Source organism: Terriglobus albidus (assembly GCF_025685425.1).
Lineage (GTDB): Bacteria > Acidobacteriota > Terriglobia > Terriglobales > Acidobacteriaceae > Terriglobus > Terriglobus albidus.
Genome location: NZ_JAGTAS010000058.1, coordinates 715,781 through 731,727 on the forward strand (window position 1 = coordinate 715,781; position 15,947 = coordinate 731,727).

The window sequence follows — 15,947 nt, forward strand, 5'->3', positions numbered from 1 at the left end:
GAAAACACCCATAGATGCGGAAAACGCTACTCTACGCCTATAGGGAAATACTCTATCGAGATCCGTTCATGGGGTTTTGACAGTGACGTGCCGCTCCCAGGGCGCTACGCTCTCTTCATACTCCATGGGATCGCCAAAACCTTCAGTCTGAACTCCGAGTTGGCGCAGAGCATCCAGAGCCACCAATCGGCGATGCGCGTTGAAGGTCATAATGTGAGCGAAGACACCACCAAAGGTAAAGGTCTCTGCCGGCTCACACAGAGCATCGACAAACGTATCGTCCCAGGCCGAGCGATTGCGGACGTCGCACAAAATGCGATGCAGTTCTACATCGGTCTTTTCGAGGCGTTGTAACATCGCCTGCGGAGAGCGCTGCTCTTGGGGAGGACCGTTCACGTCCATCTCGGCGCCGGAAAGAGCCGCGGTCCAAACCTCCTTCGTAAAGATGATGTTCTCCAGCAGCTGCCTCAACGTCTTATTCGACTCCCGCCATGGCAGCAGCTCGACCACGGTGGGCAACGGCCGGTCCAATTGTTCCTCTGTCAACGTGCTCGCATACTCCAGCAAACGCCGGGTATGCCAGGAATCGTTACCTGCAAAGCGATCGAATAGATCCATATCTCCTCCTCTTTTTGTTGGGGACCCGGGCGCAAGAAAGTGAACTTTGTTGGATGACGGCAGGTGGAAGTGCGGATCGCGCATGCGGCGGTAAAGACTGGGAGAGGTCCGAAAAGCCCTTCGGAAAGCTCGCGAGAATGCCTCCAGCGAACCGAAGTTGGCATCCAAGGCGACATCCGTGACCGACATGCCGGTATGCGCCAACTGGTAGGCTGACCTTTCCAGCCGAAGCCTTCGCCGCATGGCTCCCGGAGTCTCTTCCGCTACTGCCCGGAACAGCCTGTGGAACTGCGTGCGGCTTTGGTAAGCCAAACGCGCCAGATCCTCCGTCTTCGCCTGTGTGTCCAGGGAGTTCGTCACAATTGCGGAAAGACGATCTACAGTGCCGTGACCATCCTCGTTGTGCATGGCGCCAGGTTCCTCACCTCGCACGAATCATAAAGAAAAGACGGAGCTCCCGCCTGATCGTATGTACCAATTTTCCTGGTTACCCTTACCGGGAAGGTCTGGTCTTTGAAAATCGCCTTCGAAGTGCGGCATAGAGCGAGCTGAGGATTCCCAGATGTTTCACTACAGCGAGGACGATCAAGCATGAAGCGATTGTGGACGACAGCGCAATATGCCGCAGGAAATAGAAATCGAGTCCATGTGCTGTGAGAAGCAGGATGGCCGCTACAGCCCAACCCCAGGGGCGCAAGGAAAGCCGGTTCGGAGATCTTGCTGCCAGCATCAGTATGCTCCCTGGTCCGCAGATGCATCGGAAGATGGCGAAATCGCAAGCAGATATTCAGAGATCTCCGGTTTGTAATCAAAACACTTGGGCTCAACCGGTACAGAGAATGGTTCGGCACGGCGCCGCCGGTAAGGTAGAGGTCTGGATTCCTTACCCCACTGTTAACTTTGTGCAACAGGCTGCAGCACCACCGTGTCCCCCGACGACCCATTCGCGGTATGCGATTACGGTATTTCCCTGTAGGAATGGGCCTTTTCCGCAATGAAAACGCCGCTGCACTCCTCTTCCCGGATACCCAACAACAGGGAATGCTCTAGTGATCCTGTTCATTTCGAACAAGGACGACGGAGATGTCATCGGAATAGGCGGTTTTCCACTGCATGAGAGAAAGTACCGGCACCATCGCTGAGTGTCGCTGCAGGAGGCAGAAGTTGATTCGATACTTTGCCAGAAGCTTGTTCGGATCGGCCTGCAGCGTAGACCAATCGGCAAATTCAGCAAGAACGCCCGTGGCCTCGAAGACATCGGAACGGCCATCTACAAATACGGGGTTCTCGGGCGACGCCCAGATGAGGTAACCACCATATACGTACTCATTCAGCATCGGGCCCGGAAGATGATGGCTCCTGATGAACTGTACGGCCTTGACCGGACTTCTGGCTTCCACCTGATTCTCCAGGTGTCGTTGCGACGGAAACATCCGGAAGACGATAAGCAGGGAGACCGCCATCAGGATTGCATTGGCTCCTGGGAAGTCCTGTGCTGCATCATAGTTGTCCCAGGCGGTAGCTAACAGGCGCGACAGGATGGGTGCCGCCAGAATACCGAAGACAAAGAGCATGCGATGATGGCTGGCGGCCAGCCAAGCTCCCAAAGCCAGCAAAAGCAACTCCTGACACCACAGCTCTGTCCGGCGGATAGCCGGCAGCAACAAGATCAGAGCGATGATTCCCAGGAATGCAAAGTCGCGCCCCCCGGAAAACTGCGTCGCCTGCCACTCCTCAACCTGGCTGAGACCGATCGGTTGATGAAGCAACGTATCGACGGGATACAGGATCTGGCTCAGACCAATCGGATTCAGGAAGAGCGCAGCGATAGAAAACGCGATCGCGAATGCGAGTGCTTTCCGCCTGCTCGCTTCCCAACGCCGGCAGGTCAGCAGCCCTGCCCGGAAATCGAGAAACGAACTGGCGAGTACCAGGACCGCGACGAAAAGGCCCAGGAAGAAAGAACCGTGAGCATTCACCCAAATGGCAAAGAGCACAGGCAGGGCAAAAAACCATCGCGGATTACGGGCTCTGCCAGCATGAAGAAGCAATAGCTCAAAAACCAGGAGTAAGTAGCCAACCATCTGAGGCCGAATCGCAAGACCTACCGTGGAGAACAGCCAGATCGTCAGCGATCCCAGAAATGCTATTTTGGCGTTCTTCGAGTAAAACCAGCACAAACAGTAGCCGGAGACAAGTAACACCGAGGTAAGGAAGCACAGCCAGAGCATCAGGCCTGGGTAGCCTCTCCAGTGGTATGCGCCGTAAATCAAGAGTTCCGAAAGCCATTCGTGAGGGATATAAGCATGGTGGCCAGTCGTGTAGGAGAAGAGATCCGTGTGTGGGATGCTATGGGTCTCCCAAATAACTTTCCCCATTTTTAGATGCCACCACATGTCAGGGTCGTTGAAACGTTCCCCTACGGTCAGGACAGCCAGAACAACAAGAAGACCAGACAGCATGACAGGAAAGGAGAGCACCCGCTGCAGATAGGAGACCTTCGCGGTCTTGACCTGCGTGATGACGGCCGTCCCTTCGCTCATGCCATGCCTGCTTCAGGTGACTCCGTTTCAGCGGAAATCCCTGAATCGATAAGGTCATCCGCTTCTCCGATCCGAAGCAGCCGATGGAGATAGGCTCTGGAGATATTCAGGCTGCGCGCTGCCAGCGTTTTATTACCGTTGCTTTCACGAAGTGCAGTTGTCGCCAGCTTAACCTTATAGTCTCTGAGCTGCCGTTCAAAGGATCCCCCCGGATGATAGTCATCGTCCATATGGACAAGAGTTTCCTCCAGGATGTTGGAAGCCAGATCTTCCAGATGAATACTCTCCCCATTCGCGACAATAATCGCCTGCTGGATTACGTTTTCCAACTCACGAACGTTCCCAGGCCAGGAATAGGCCTGGAGCATCGACATCGCATCCTCCTCGATTCTGGTAACCGGGCTGCGGAAGCTCTTCGAATACTTCCTTAAGAGGTGTTCTGTGATCGCGGGAATATCGTCCGGATGCTCGCGTAGCGGCGGAGCATCTATCCGAATAACATTCATGCGGTAATAGAGGTCCTGGCGAAATGTGCCCCGAGCCACCATGTCGCTAAGATTCTGATGAGTTGCAAACACGAGACGGGCCTTCAGGGGAATAGGTTCTGTACTGCCCTGGCGACTGAACTCACGTTGCTGAAGAACACGCAGAAGCTTTATCTGGGTAGCAGGACTCAGTTCCCCGATCTCATCCAGAAAGAGAGTCCCTTCGCCTGCCAGTTCCAGATAGCCGACCGATGATTCCGTCGTCCCCGTAAAGGAGTCGTTTTCGTAACCGAAGAGTTCCGTATCGATAAGATTCTCCGGAATAGCGCCACAAGCGACCGCAATGAATGGCTGATCTGCCCTGGACCCGAAGTTATGGATGCCGCTTGCGATCAGCTCTTTCCCCGTACCGCTTTCGCCGGTAATAAGGACGGACGCATGAATGTTGCATACCCGTCGTATCAATTCATGGACACGCTGTATCTGCGGACTGGCGCCGAGAATCGGGCTCCGGCTCTCCATCTCTTCGCTATGCTGCCTATCTGACAACTCTTGCCGCAGCGCAGAACCCTCGTGGGCGCGAACGAGCATCGTCTTCAGTTCGCGAATCGATGGCGGTCTGCGGCAATAGCCATAAGCTCCCTGCCGGACAAGATCGGTGGCAGTGGAGCGCAGGCCATCGCTCGAGAGAATCAGGACCGGTATCTTCGACGCGAACACCTTCTGGAAGAAGGTCAGCGAGTCCGGCACCGAGTCCAGATCCAGAAGAATCACCTCATAACGAGGTTTTCCCGGATATCTCGGATTCTCGTCATTGACGGAGACCTGGATAACATCGAATTCCTTACCAAGAGCAGATGAGAGAAGTGAAGGCAGCGTCTGGTCATTTGAAAAGAGTCCAATTCGAATCATGTTTGCTGGTGCCCCATCTTCGTGCGAGCGATTCTCAATTCGGGCAATGTGGGCCTACGCTTCCAGTGCACAAATGTTGGCTTGTATTCTGAGCCACATTTTCCGGATTCGTCGAGATAAATCTACTGCAACTTAAGTAAGTTACCGACGTACCCTTTCCAGATCGGGATTCAGATGCAACTTTGCGCGAGAACGAGAGCGAAGAAGGATTGATTCGGTCCGTATTCATCCTTCTTCTTCTACGCCCGCCTTGGTGTATTGTCCCGGCCCCACTTTGAGACACAACTGTATACAGCCGTAAACACTTTGGGGCGAAACGATCCGATTTTTTGGATCGGCAATTGCTACTGGCCTGAGTGACTTTTATTGATCTCCCTTGGGAGTTAGCTCACATGCATTCCGCCGCCTGGTGGCCAACATTGTTCGTAGTTGTGATAGCAACAGTCACCGACCTTCGCAGCCGGCGTATTCCGAACTGGCTGGTGCTTCCATTCCTCGTCGCCGGGTTTGTTGTATCCGGTCTGCAGCATGGCCTCAGCGGTCTTCTGCACAGCACTGCCGGCCTGGTCGTAGGCGCCGCGCTGTTTGGCGTTCTTTGCCTGATGGGCGGGATGGGGATGGGTGACGTCAAGCTCTGCGGCGCAATCGGCAGCTGGGTCGGGCCATCGCAGATGCTGGTCGCTCTTGTAATGACCGGAATCGCAGGCGGAATCATTGCTGTGGGTCTGGCCGTCGTTGGAGGATTTGCAGCCGAGATGCTCCAGGGGACAGGAGATCTCATCTTCGGCTTGAGAAAGCGTGGACTTACTCCACATCCAGAGCTTGTGCTCAACAATCCCCTGACCCGAAAGATGCCTTACGCTCCGGCGATTGCCATCGGAACTCTTATCTCGTTTTTTGCCAGATAACGCTACTCATTCTTAAGGCCATGAATATGCAAACTTCATCTCAATCGTTCGGAACATTGCCAGCCGCGAGAAATGGTCAGCGAGCAATGCCAGATTCAGCTAAGGCTTCCAGCACGCTAGGAGGGAATGTGACATCTGTTGCGCTCATTTTTCCCCAAATGTTGCAACGTCAGCTCGTCGCGGATGCACTGACCGGGCTCTGGGGATATACGACACATGAATTTGGCTTCTATCCTGACCTTGGCGATAAGTCGTCCCCGTTAGACGGCCATTATGGCGTTGTCATTGTTGAACTAGACAGTGACCCCGAGTATGCGCTGGAGCTCGTAGAGGCAATCTGCGCGAATAGCACGTCAACGGTCATGGTCTACTCTTCCCAGGTTCAGCCGGAGATGCTGGTTCGCTGCATGCGAGCCGGAGCTCGCGAGTTCTTGACACCGCCTATTACCTCGAATGTGATTGCCGAGGCTTTGGTCCGTGCTACAGCACGAAACTCCGCTTCTCGATCCGTAAGCAAGGCCGCCGGTAAGTCAATCATCTTTATTGGGGCGAAGGGCGGATCGGGTGTGACCACCGTCGCCAGTAACTTTGCGGTAGCTCTGGCGCAGGATTGTGCGGAGAGCAACCAGAGTGTCTTACTGATCGATCTGACTCTCCCTCTCGGCGACGTTGCGCTTGAGCTCGGAATTACGCCCCAGTATTCAACGGCAGACGCGCTGGAAGAACCTCATCGGCTGGACTGTAATTTCCTCTCCAGACTCTTGAGTAAACATAAATCAGGCCTGTCGGTTCTGGCTGCTCCAGACAAGTACGTCGAGATCGCCCCCTCGAATAAGGCCATCGAGCAATTGTTGTCGGTTGCGCGGCAGAACTTTGACTACGTTGTGGTTGATGCAGGTTCCCACCTGGGAACTACCGGTCAGGCTCTCTTTGACGACGGAGCGACTGTGTACCTGGTTACGCAGGTGGGTATTCCCGACCTGCGTAATTCCAACCGCATTGTCTCAGAGCTTCAATCGAAGTCCGGAACCAAGGTCCAGGTGGTGCTGAACCGTTATACACCGCGTTCCCTCGTGATTGACGAAGAAAACATCACCAAGGCGCTCACGATGCCTGCCCGCTGGAAGATTCCGAATGATGAGTCATCTGCCAGGAATGCCCAAAACACCGCGGTCCCGCTGGTGCTCAAAGACTCGCCGGCTTCGAGGGTCATCTGGGACATGGTGCGAGAGAGCCATGGCACGGCAGAGAAGACCGAAAAGAAGAAGCGGTTCAGCTTGTTCGGATAGCAGACATAGGAACTTCAAGAGGATGAGGACGGTATGGATCGAGTAAATTTGGACAATTTCAAAGCCGAGATACACCGGACGCTGATTTCCAAGCTTGACCTGGAGAAGCTGTCACGCGTCAATACCAGCCAGGCGAGGCAGGCTGTAGCGGGAATGGTGAATGAGATCATCTCGCGGCAATCCGTACCGCTAAGTCTCGCGGAAGAGGCAAAGATTGAAGCGGAGCTGCTGGATGAAGTCTTCGGTCTTGGTCCATTGGAGCCGCTGCTTGCGGACACAAGCATCTCCGACATTCTTGTCAACGACAAGAACCACGTCTTTATCGAGCGGGGAGGAATGTTGCAGCGGGTCGAGACGGCGTTTCGGGATGACCGTCACCTGCTGCAGATTATCGACCGGATCGTCTCCAGGGTCGGACGCAGAGTGGATGAATCTTCCCCGATGGTCGATGCTCGTCTGCCTGACGGCTCCCGTGTGAATGCCATCATTCCTCCGCTGGCACTTGATGGTCCGGCCTTGTCCATCCGCCGCTTCGGCACAGGACCCCTGGCTGCCAATCAACTGGTGGAACTGAAGAGCATCTCGCCGGAGATGATGGAGCTTCTCACCGCCGCGGTGCGGGCGCGTATAAGCATCCTTATCTCGGGCGGCACGGGCGCCGGCAAGACGACCTTTCTGAATATTCTGTCGCAGTATGTTCCGAAGACCGAACGCATCGTAACGATTGAGGACGCCGCTGAATTGCGCCTCGGCCTTGAGAATATCGTGCGCATGGAGACACGGCCGCCGAACGTGGAAGGCAATGGCGCCGTACGTCAGCGCCAGCTGCTGATTAACAGCCTGCGTATGCGTCCCGATCGCATCATCATTGGCGAGGTCCGCGGCGAAGAGGCCTTTGACATGCTCCAGGCGATGAATACCGGTCATGAGGGGTCGATGACCACAATTCACGCGAACACTCCGAGAGATGCTCTCACCAGACTTGAGTCCATGGTTGCGATGAGCAACCTTAATCTCCCGGAAAAGAGTGTCCGCCAGCAGATGGTGTCGGCTCTTGCGATTGTCGTACAGGTCTCTCGTATGAGTGACGGCAGCCGCAAGGTCGTCAGCATCTCCGAGATCACAGGCATGGAAGAGAACACGATCAGTATGCAGGACATCTTCACCTTCAAGAGAAAGGGTGTTGGCCCGGACGGCAAGGTGATTGGAGTCTTTGAGCCGAGCGGAATCCGTCCCAAGTTTGTTGAGCGGCTGCGCATTTCAGGCATTTTCCTGTCGCCCGCGCTATTCGAACAGAAGATGGAAGTCAACTGAGGAGGCGAATATGGCGCTGATTCTGATACTGGTATTCTTCGGTGTATTCGTCACGTGCGCGCTGCTGTTGTCAGCCGGTTCTGCCGGTGCGTCGCACCAGGCAGAGCGCGCACGAGCGAATCTGTATGCTGCCCTGGCCAGTGGACAGACGGAGACCGACCCGATTGTCGATCTCCGCAAGAAAGAACTTTTCAGCGCTATTCCCTGGATTAATCGCTGGCTGCTGCAGCTTGAATTGGCCCCGAAGCTCCGTACGTTGCTCTATCAGTCCGGATTGCAGTGGACCGTAGGCGCTCTGCTACTGATGTCTATCGCCTGTTTTGTCATCCCGGCATATCTGCTGTACTGGCGGACAGAGGTCCTTATCTTTTCTCTTTTGCTTGGGTTTCTGGTTGCTCTGGCGCCACTTGCCTTCGTCCTCTATAAGCGCGCCAGCCGCTTCGATCAGATTGAGCAGGAACTGCCGGAAGCGTTGGACCTGATGGTAAGTGGCCTTCGTGCTGGACACAGCCTGGTAACCACATTGCGGCTTGTGGCGCATGAGTCTCCAGAACCGATCAGCAGCGAGTTCAAGATCTGCTTCGACGAGCAAAACTACGGGCTTGAGCTGAGAACAGCGATGGACAATCTGGTAAAGCGCGTGCCGCTGCAGGATCTTCGCATTGTCGTCACCGCAATTCTGATCCAGAAGGAAAGTGGCGGAAATCTGGCCGAGGTTCTCGAAAAAGCAGCTCACGTGATCCGGGAGAGATTCCGCCTGAAGCGGCAGATTCGCGTGTATACAGCCCAGGGACGGCTGACGGGATGGATTCTTTCTTTCCTGCCAATCGTATTGGGTATTGCACTCTATCTCGTAAATCCGAAGACCATGAGCGTGCTGTGGACGAATCCAGTAGGCATCAAGCTTCTGTATCTATCTTCGGCCATGACCATTAGTGGCGCTTTGATCATTCGCAAGATTGTCAACATGAAGGTTTGAAGGTGAGTTATGGGATTTGCTGCGGTTACATTTTTTATCATCTTTGTCTTGATTGTCAGCGGAGGGCTTCTGCTGTTCTATCGCGAAGCCATGCTCCAGCGAATTGGGGAGGTCGTAATGCCCCAGACGACGAAGGAGCGAGCTCTGCGGCGCACCATTCAACTAACCGGTTCTTCAATCAGTGGAATGGTGGGGCATCTCGAGCGCGTCCTTCCGAAAAGTCAGGCAGAGGTCTCTGTCATCCAGCAGCGTCTCATGCGCGCAGGCTTTCGCGAAGATTCAGCAGTCAGCTTATTCTATGGTGCAAAGGTACTGGTTCCTCTCACACTGTGCTCTGTGGCGTTTGCCAGCGGACTAGCGCATGGCAATGAGTTCTTTGTTTATGCGATCGCATTGGGACTGGGATTTTTGCTGCCGGATTTCTGGCTCGGACGCAAGGTCACGAATCGCCAGGCGCAGATCAGGCAGGGATTGCCGGATGTGCTCGACCTGCTGACCATCTGCATTGAAGCAGGATTGAGCATGGATCAGGCAACGGCCCGCTCGGCCGAAGAACTGCACCTCGCTCACCCGGCCATCTGCGACGAGTTGGGTATTGTCGTTCTGGAGCAGCGCGCCGGCAGAGCTCGCTCCGACGCCTGGAAACAACTTGCAGAACGCACAGGGGTCGACAGCGTTCGGAACCTCGTTTCGGTACTTATACAGTCCGAACAGTTGGGTACGAGTGTCGCCAAGACGCTGCGCGTGCATTCTGACGCGCTGAGAACCCAGCGTCGCCAAAGAGTAGAGGAGCAGGCAGCCAAGACCACGGTGAAGCTCGTCTTTCCGCTCGTCTTGTTTATCTTCCCCTCACTGTTTCTCGTCACCCTGGGACCTGCCGCCATCATCATGGCAGAGTCCTTCGACAAATACTTCAAAAACTGAAAGGACAAGGAGGCTTCCTATGGACAACATAACGCTGATTCGAGTCGTATCTGGTGTACTTTTCGTCGTGGTGCTGATGTTTCTCATCTATCGCCGCCGCACCCGGGTTCACTAGAAACTCGCTCCAGCAGAAGGCCGTCGCTCTCTTCTTGGAGTTCATGCACGCAAGGACGTTAGCCTGCAACATCTCGTCGCCGTATCGAGTTGCCCTTGCATGTATGCCCTGGGGAAAAGAAAGCTGTTCGGCCCGCTGCTTGAGTTGGAAAACATGAACCTTCAATTCGCAAACCGAAAGATTGGAGACTCGTGTGCGGAAGCTACATATAGCTCTTCGCCTGCGAGACGTTGAAGCGAGATGGAAAAGACGTATTGCGTTTATAACCTGACGCGGGAATGTTTCCTCAGCCTGAACGTGAAGGCGGCGGACACCATCCTGATGCGCCTGAAGGGATTGATCGGGAGGCTGAGACTCCGCTCGGATGAAGGGATATGGGTGGTGCCTTCGCAAGGTGTTCATACCCTGGGACTCTTCTTCCCTCTCGATCTGATCTATCTGGATGAGCAGAACCGGGTCATTCACCTTGTTGAATCCATCCCTTCCTTTCGTATTGGACCAATTAAGACTCAGGCCGGAAGCGTTCTTGAACTGCCGACTCACACGATCTATTCCTCGAATACTCAGATTGGAGATCAGATGTTGATCTGTGTTGCCGAGGAGATGAGAGAACATCTGGCCCCGGTGAAAGAAGCGCATCACAGCGCTCGCAGGGAGTGAGCCAAGAAAAACATCCCTGAGAACGGACGAAGTATATGAGAGCGATTTTGGAGTGGCTGATATGGCCGACATTTGAAGAAACACGGAGGACAGAGCTACGGGACGATGTGCCGCTGGTAGCTCACTACTGGGATGGAGGTGCCCCCATGGCGCATAAGGTACGGGAGATCAGTTCTGACAAGCTCTATCTGGTGACCGACCAACGTTGGTACCCCGGCACCCTCGTCATGTTGACGTTGCAAAGAGAGGATGTTCCGGCAACAGATCCGGACCGCGCGATTACGGTCAAGGGGCAGGTAGTGGGTTCAGATGAGAATGGCGTCTCATTCCTGCTTGTGCCACCGGAAAAGCAAGGGCGCGACCTTACCAGAGAGGTCCTTCCCGGAGGTGCGGACAGGCAAACCTTCCACCGCTTCCTGAAGCGTCTCCAGGAGAACCGCGGACAAGCATTGATCGAGTATGCCCTGATCCTGCCTCTGGTCTTCCTGCTCATCGTCAATCTGGTCAATTTCGGCGGTTTCTTCTTCGCATGGATTACGGTCGCGAATGCCGCTCGTGCCGGAGCCGACTATGCCATCCTCGGTGGAGCTTCAGTGGGAGCTCCTGGCGTACCGTCGACAACTCAGATCACCACACTGATTCAGCAGGATGCTTCTTCGCTTCCTAATGCGGCGAGCCTGAGCGTAAGCGTCTGCACCAATAAAAACGGAACCCTTACCGGCTCCTGCACATCACCTCCTTCCGATCCGGAGGCGGCGAAATATGTACTGACCAGTATTGACGTGACCTATACCTACGTCCCGTTTATCCCAGCCTTCCAATTCCCTTCTCTCAACATCTACGCGACGATGCCTCCGACGACGATCCATCGCCGGGCTGTCATGAGGATAATCCAATGAGAATTTCAGCTATCCGACGCTTGCAAGCAGATGATGGCAGCGCCCTCATCGAGTTCATCTTTATTGCCTTCATGTTCATCATCGTGCTGGCAGGTGTCGTGGAGTTGGGAAGAATGGTTCTCGTATACACCACCGTGGCGAATGCGGCTCGCGCCGGCGCACGCTATGCGATCGTGCACGGCGGAGATCGGACAGGATCTGGCGTCGATGGGCCAAGTGGGCCGGGGAGTCCATGCACATGCACCCAGATCACAACGGTGGTCAAGAATTTTGCCAGCGCCGGCTTGGTCAATACCGCCAATCTGACGGTCACGGTCAACTATCCCAATGGGAGCAATGCAGCAGGTAAGGCGGTCACGGTTACGGTGAGTTATCCGTACGATCCACTCATCCCGTACTTCAGCACAATCCTGAACAGAACAATGGGAAGCACCAGCGAGGGAATCATCACCTTCTGAGGAGTCACGTTATGCGCTTTTTAAAAGACGAAGAGGGCCAGTCGATAATCATGGTCGCGGTTGCGATGAGCATCTTTTTGATCGGCGCCATCGGACTGGGCTTGGATGGATCTCATCTTTATTCGCAACGGCAGATGGCCCAGACGGCAGCAGATGCTGCTGCTACGGCGGGCATGATGAGTGTCTTCAACAGCACTAACACATCAGGTGCAGCCGCATTTTCGACGGCAGGCTCATTCACCTGCGGCACCAGCGACCCGAAAACTCCCTGCGTCTATGCACTCAATAACGGCTTTGGCGGAACCGCCGGCGATACGGTGACGATCGACTTTCCGGGCAGCAGCGGCGCCCCGGGGGTAAACCTGGCAACAGGCTATCCCGTGAACGTTATTCGTGCCACGGTTAGTCGAAACGTGAACACATTTCTCATGAGCCTGATCGGCCCGACGGCAACGACGGTGCAGGCTACCGCCACGGCAGCCATTGTCAGCGTTGTCTCCCCGGTACCCATACTTGTCACGCATCCAACGATGACGACATCGCTGTCACTTCAAGGTACTCCTGCGGTGAAGATCTGCGGCGGGCCTAACCGTAGCATTCAGGTTAATTCCACCGCCGCAGTAGCCGTCTCCACCGGCGGAAATGCCAGCATTGACCTCTCCCATGCCGGCCCGAACGATACGGGTGGAAACTGCACTACGGGAACAGGCGCGGACCTTGGAGTGACAGGGGGACCGACCACATCTCCCAGCGTAAGTTATGGAACCACCGGACACTATGTGGAACCAGATTCCTGGATGGAAGATCCTCTGGCTGGTGTCAACCCACCCACTCTGGCGACTCTTCCCACCGCACCGGCTGCGACGCTGCTTGCGAATGGCACCAGCGGATGCCCGGTTTCTCCCGGTAAGGCATGTTACCTCTTCTCGCCTGGAGTCTACCCAAGCGGAATTGATGGAAAGAATAAGACTCCCGTAATGAAGCCCGGAATCTACTACATTCAGAGCGGTGGGATGGACTGCTCGGCGAATTGCGACATGTACATGGCTAGCGGTTTTACGGACGGCTCTACCGGCACCAATACAGGTTGGGACGGAACGTCTACCGGAGGCGGCATCATGGTCTATAACACGGGAGGCGGTACTTTCAACCTTGGAGCCAATGGCACCATCAACCTGATCGGCTCACCGTCGGGCTCGGCCTATAAAGGCATTCTGTTTTTCCAGGACCGCGCCGCCGCAGCAGCCACTCATAACCTGGGTGGCGGCGGAGCTATGACATTGACTGGAACCATCTACCTGACCAATACCCGCACGGCGATGCTGGCTAACGCAGCTCAATTCCAGCAGCTCAATCTACAGGGCGGCTCCGGAAGCGGCACTACGGTTCAAGGGGAGATCATCGTTGGCGCCCTGCAACTGGGTGGCAATGGTTCCATCACGATGAACCTCAGATCCAACGCTGTCTATAACGTCAATGAGGTTGCGCTGGTGCAATAGCTATTGACAGATACCTAGGCGAGACAGAGATGCCCCTTAATGCGGCACGTTTTAGAAACGGCGCATGATGTCTAAGACGTGCCCCCTGACAAAGCTCGAGATAGCTCTCTTTAAGAGACCGATTCTAACTCATCCTTCGCTTGCCGCTTGGCTCGTTTGAGTTCTCCACTAGCGTCAACACCCGGCTTCAAAGATTGGATAGCCTTACCCAATGATTCCGATCCGCTCCCTGTCCTTTACTCTTCAGGTCAGCAAAAGGGATATCGAGGTTGTGTGCGACGTGGATTGCTGCAACGCAATCTCCAAGATTTTTGAACCCGCCTGTTGTGCCGTCGTGCCCTGCGGCAACAACCTATCAAGGTTGCTCGAAAGTTTCGTATTCTGCGTTAGCAACTCAGAAGGACTTTTGCGCTCGGATGCTGTTCCCATTTGCCCTGTGGAACCCCGATTACCCACATCTGCCGCACCTGGGCTCCCATGTCCACCTCCCATGCCACCCGCCCCGCCCCCATGTGGTGATCCGTGTTGGGCGAACGCAAACTCCCGCTCAACAGAGAGATCACAGCTATCTTTGATTTCATGCCTCCCCTCCCTGACTTTGGAGAGACTCAACGTTATCTCTTCCAAAGCCTCATAGCTGAAGCATTTTGGTGCCGTCACACGTTATTTGGCAATAAAAAGCATACCCCTCCGTGCCCTATTCCCAATTGTGGCCTAAAAAAAGTGTCGTCTCGGTTTCAGGTGAGGTAAGTTGCCAACGCCAATGTGCGGCTCCCTATTCTCATACGAAGAGTCAACTACTCTGCTTCTTCGGGAATGATCAACAGGACTTCCACCATCGAAACATGTCCATCCTGCAGCGCCGGCCGGAACTGCCACTGTTGCAGTGCATCCAGCAGGAACTTCGCCTGCTGGAATCCCGCGGGGAAAACGAGAGCCAGCTTTTCGAAGCGGCCGGCCATATTAATGAATCCGTGAATGAGGATGGCGTCTGCGTCATAGTCAGCGGAAGGGAGGTGCGGCCGCAACATGTCGTAAGGCCAGGGTGCGTCCGGCCGCGAGGTGCTGGCGTTGGCTGAAGCGTCTCCTGCCTGGGGAAGAGAGTATTGCAGGATCCAGCTCTTGCTCGCGCCAACACGAAGATACGCTGTGTACACCACACGGTCGTGCCAAACACCTTCGATCTCCGGATAACGCTCTGCCAAAGGCGATCCAACAACAATGACACCGAATTTGCCATCTTTCGGCTGCGTGAGGTGAGTCACAGCCGGCTTGTTCTCCACTCCCAAACCAGCCGCCGCCCCGTTCTGATCCTGGGTGCCAGTTGGAGCGCCAGACTGCGCAATCGCCGGCGCGCCTTCCGCTCCCGCCCCCTTACCATTTTGATGTCCGGTGACATCGCCACTCCCGCTGACCATGGCCTTGTCAGGACGGCCAGTTGTGAATCCATCGGAAGAGTTCGCCGCCACGGCCTGGTTCGCCAGAGGAATAGCCACTGGTCCATCACTCTGCAGTGCCGACAATGAAAGCACCTGTGCAGGAGTTGGCTGCTCCATCTTCGTAGAGGCCGTCATAGAAATCTGCTGTGGCGCCGGTTCAGAGCTACGCACAATGATCGGGGATGTTGTACCTGTAGGAAAGATCGGGGACTGAACAGGAAACGGTGTCATCGTCATATTGACGTCGGCCAGATTCGGCTCTCGATTAGGCCTGATCAACGCGGGCCGCGTCGTCACCACAGTAATTTCCTGTGGAGGTGGAGCAATAAGGATTCGGTTCGGCATCTCCTCGGCAGACCACAACCGGACGAGTGGAATAGGCATAGGCTCTTTCACGACCAGACGGGGCGGCGCATCCGGTTGTAACAGCATTTGAGACTGCGATGGTTGCGCCAACTGAACCGGAGCCGACATTACCGGCGCCGTACCGCCGGCGGCGATGTCATGATCCTCGCCGTGTGTAGCCGTTTGCATCTCGCTGCCGTTGATTGTCAGCCTCCGCAACTGGTCGACCCGGGCATTTTTCAGGAGCCGGACCGTGTAACGTTCTGCAACAACGGACGAGTAGGGAAGCCTGAGCATGTGCCGCGAAGCCGTGAAAAGAACGGCAAATCCAATCCCGTGCAGCAGAAGCGAGATTACCGCTGCGGAGGGAGGAGTGCTGGACGAAGGCGGTTCAGAAAAAAGCGTCGTAAGCGTACTCGACCTCATGATGGTTGGCTCCGCAATTTGGAGAACTGCAATGTGTCAAACAAATGCAATTCCCAGACCAACCCAGTCCTCGTCGAAATCGCGTAAAACGAACGCCCTGTATCGGTACGGCGACACCCGATTCGCGATTGGTA

Annotated in this window: 14 protein-coding genes; 9 read left to right on the forward strand and 5 right to left on the reverse strand. The window is 55.2% G+C overall.

The genetic code is table 11. The features are described 5' to 3' along the window. Positions 1–66: 66 nt before the first annotated feature. From OHL21_RS22100 to OHL21_RS22110, 3 genes are all read right to left on the reverse strand, one after another. Positions 67–1,026: a helix-turn-helix domain-containing protein gene (locus OHL21_RS22100; protein ID WP_263419472.1), complete on the reverse strand. Its 960-nt coding sequence runs from the start codon at positions 1,024–1,026 to the stop codon at positions 67–69. A 638-nt stretch (positions 1,027–1,664) separates the two neighbouring features. Beyond that, positions 1,665–3,161, reverse strand: coding sequence for a hypothetical protein (locus tag OHL21_RS22105; RefSeq protein WP_263419473.1), 1,497 nt, complete (start codon positions 3,159–3,161; stop codon positions 1,665–1,667). Beyond that, on the reverse strand, positions 3,158–4,558 hold the full coding sequence (locus OHL21_RS22110) for a sigma-54 interaction domain-containing protein (RefSeq protein ID WP_263419474.1): 1,401 nt from the start codon (positions 4,556–4,558) through the stop codon (positions 3,158–3,160). Before OHL21_RS22110 ends, OHL21_RS22105 begins: the two co-directional genes overlap by 4 nt. Positions 4,559–4,950: 392 nt before the next feature. Here OHL21_RS22110 and OHL21_RS22115 point away from each other — a divergent pair, with 392 nt between their 5' ends. The 9 genes from OHL21_RS22115 (at position 4,951) to OHL21_RS22155 (ending at position 13,603) form a co-directional block, all read left to right on the forward strand. After that, the gene (locus tag OHL21_RS22115; RefSeq protein WP_263419475.1) at positions 4,951–5,466 is read left to right on the forward strand and encodes an A24 family peptidase; all 516 of its coding nucleotides are present in this window, start codon (positions 4,951–4,953) and stop codon (positions 5,464–5,466) included. 128 nt (positions 5,467–5,594) lie between these two features. After that, on the forward strand, positions 5,595–6,755 hold the full coding sequence (locus tag OHL21_RS22120) for an AAA family ATPase (RefSeq protein WP_263419476.1): 1,161 nt from the start codon (positions 5,595–5,597) through the stop codon (positions 6,753–6,755). A gap of 33 nt (positions 6,756–6,788) precedes the next feature. Further along, positions 6,789–8,069 carry a CpaF family protein gene (locus tag OHL21_RS22125; RefSeq protein ID WP_263419477.1) on the forward strand — a complete coding sequence of 427 codons (1,281 nt, stop codon included), beginning with the start codon at positions 6,789–6,791 and terminating at the stop codon, positions 8,067–8,069. Between the two features lie 10 nt (positions 8,070–8,079). Next, on the forward strand, positions 8,080–9,048 hold the full coding sequence (locus OHL21_RS22130) for a type II secretion system F family protein (RefSeq protein ID WP_263419478.1): 969 nt from the start codon (positions 8,080–8,082) through the stop codon (positions 9,046–9,048). Positions 9,049–9,057: 9 nt separating this feature from the next. Beyond that, entirely contained in the window at positions 9,058–9,972 is a 915-nt protein-coding gene (locus OHL21_RS22135) for a type II secretion system F family protein (protein WP_263419479.1), read from the forward strand. A 355-nt stretch (positions 9,973–10,327) separates the two neighbouring features. Continuing rightward, a complete protein-coding gene (locus tag OHL21_RS22140; RefSeq protein WP_263419480.1) occupies positions 10,328–10,747 on the forward strand; it encodes a DUF192 domain-containing protein in 420 nt (139 codons plus the stop codon). 146 nt (positions 10,748–10,893) lie between these two features. Beyond that, a complete protein-coding gene (locus OHL21_RS22145; RefSeq protein ID WP_263419481.1) occupies positions 10,894–11,646 on the forward strand; it encodes a TadE/TadG family type IV pilus assembly protein in 753 nt (250 codons plus the stop codon). Further along, positions 11,643–12,104 (forward strand): TadE family protein, encoded by a 462-nt coding sequence (locus tag OHL21_RS22150; protein WP_263419482.1) that lies wholly within the window; start codon positions 11,643–11,645, stop codon positions 12,102–12,104. The genes OHL21_RS22145 and OHL21_RS22150 overlap by 4 nt, the downstream gene beginning before the upstream one ends. An 11-nt stretch (positions 12,105–12,115) precedes the next feature. Next, complete coding sequence (locus tag OHL21_RS22155) at positions 12,116–13,603, forward strand: pilus assembly protein TadG-related protein (protein WP_263419483.1); 1,488 nt, start codon at positions 12,116–12,118, stop codon at positions 13,601–13,603. Between the two features lie 386 nt (positions 13,604–13,989). Here the strand turns inward: OHL21_RS22155 and OHL21_RS22160 are convergent, their stop codons facing one another. Both OHL21_RS22160 and OHL21_RS22165 read right to left on the reverse strand, forming a co-directional pair. After that, positions 13,990–14,184 carry a hypothetical protein gene (locus tag OHL21_RS22160; protein ID WP_263419484.1) on the reverse strand — a complete coding sequence of 65 codons (195 nt, stop codon included), beginning with the start codon at positions 14,182–14,184 and terminating at the stop codon, positions 13,990–13,992. A 216-nt stretch (positions 14,185–14,400) separates the two neighbouring features. Further along, complete coding sequence (locus OHL21_RS22165; RefSeq protein WP_263419485.1) at positions 14,401–15,813, reverse strand: hypothetical protein; 1,413 nt, start codon at positions 15,811–15,813, stop codon at positions 14,401–14,403. Positions 15,814–15,947: the final 134 nt, after the last annotated feature.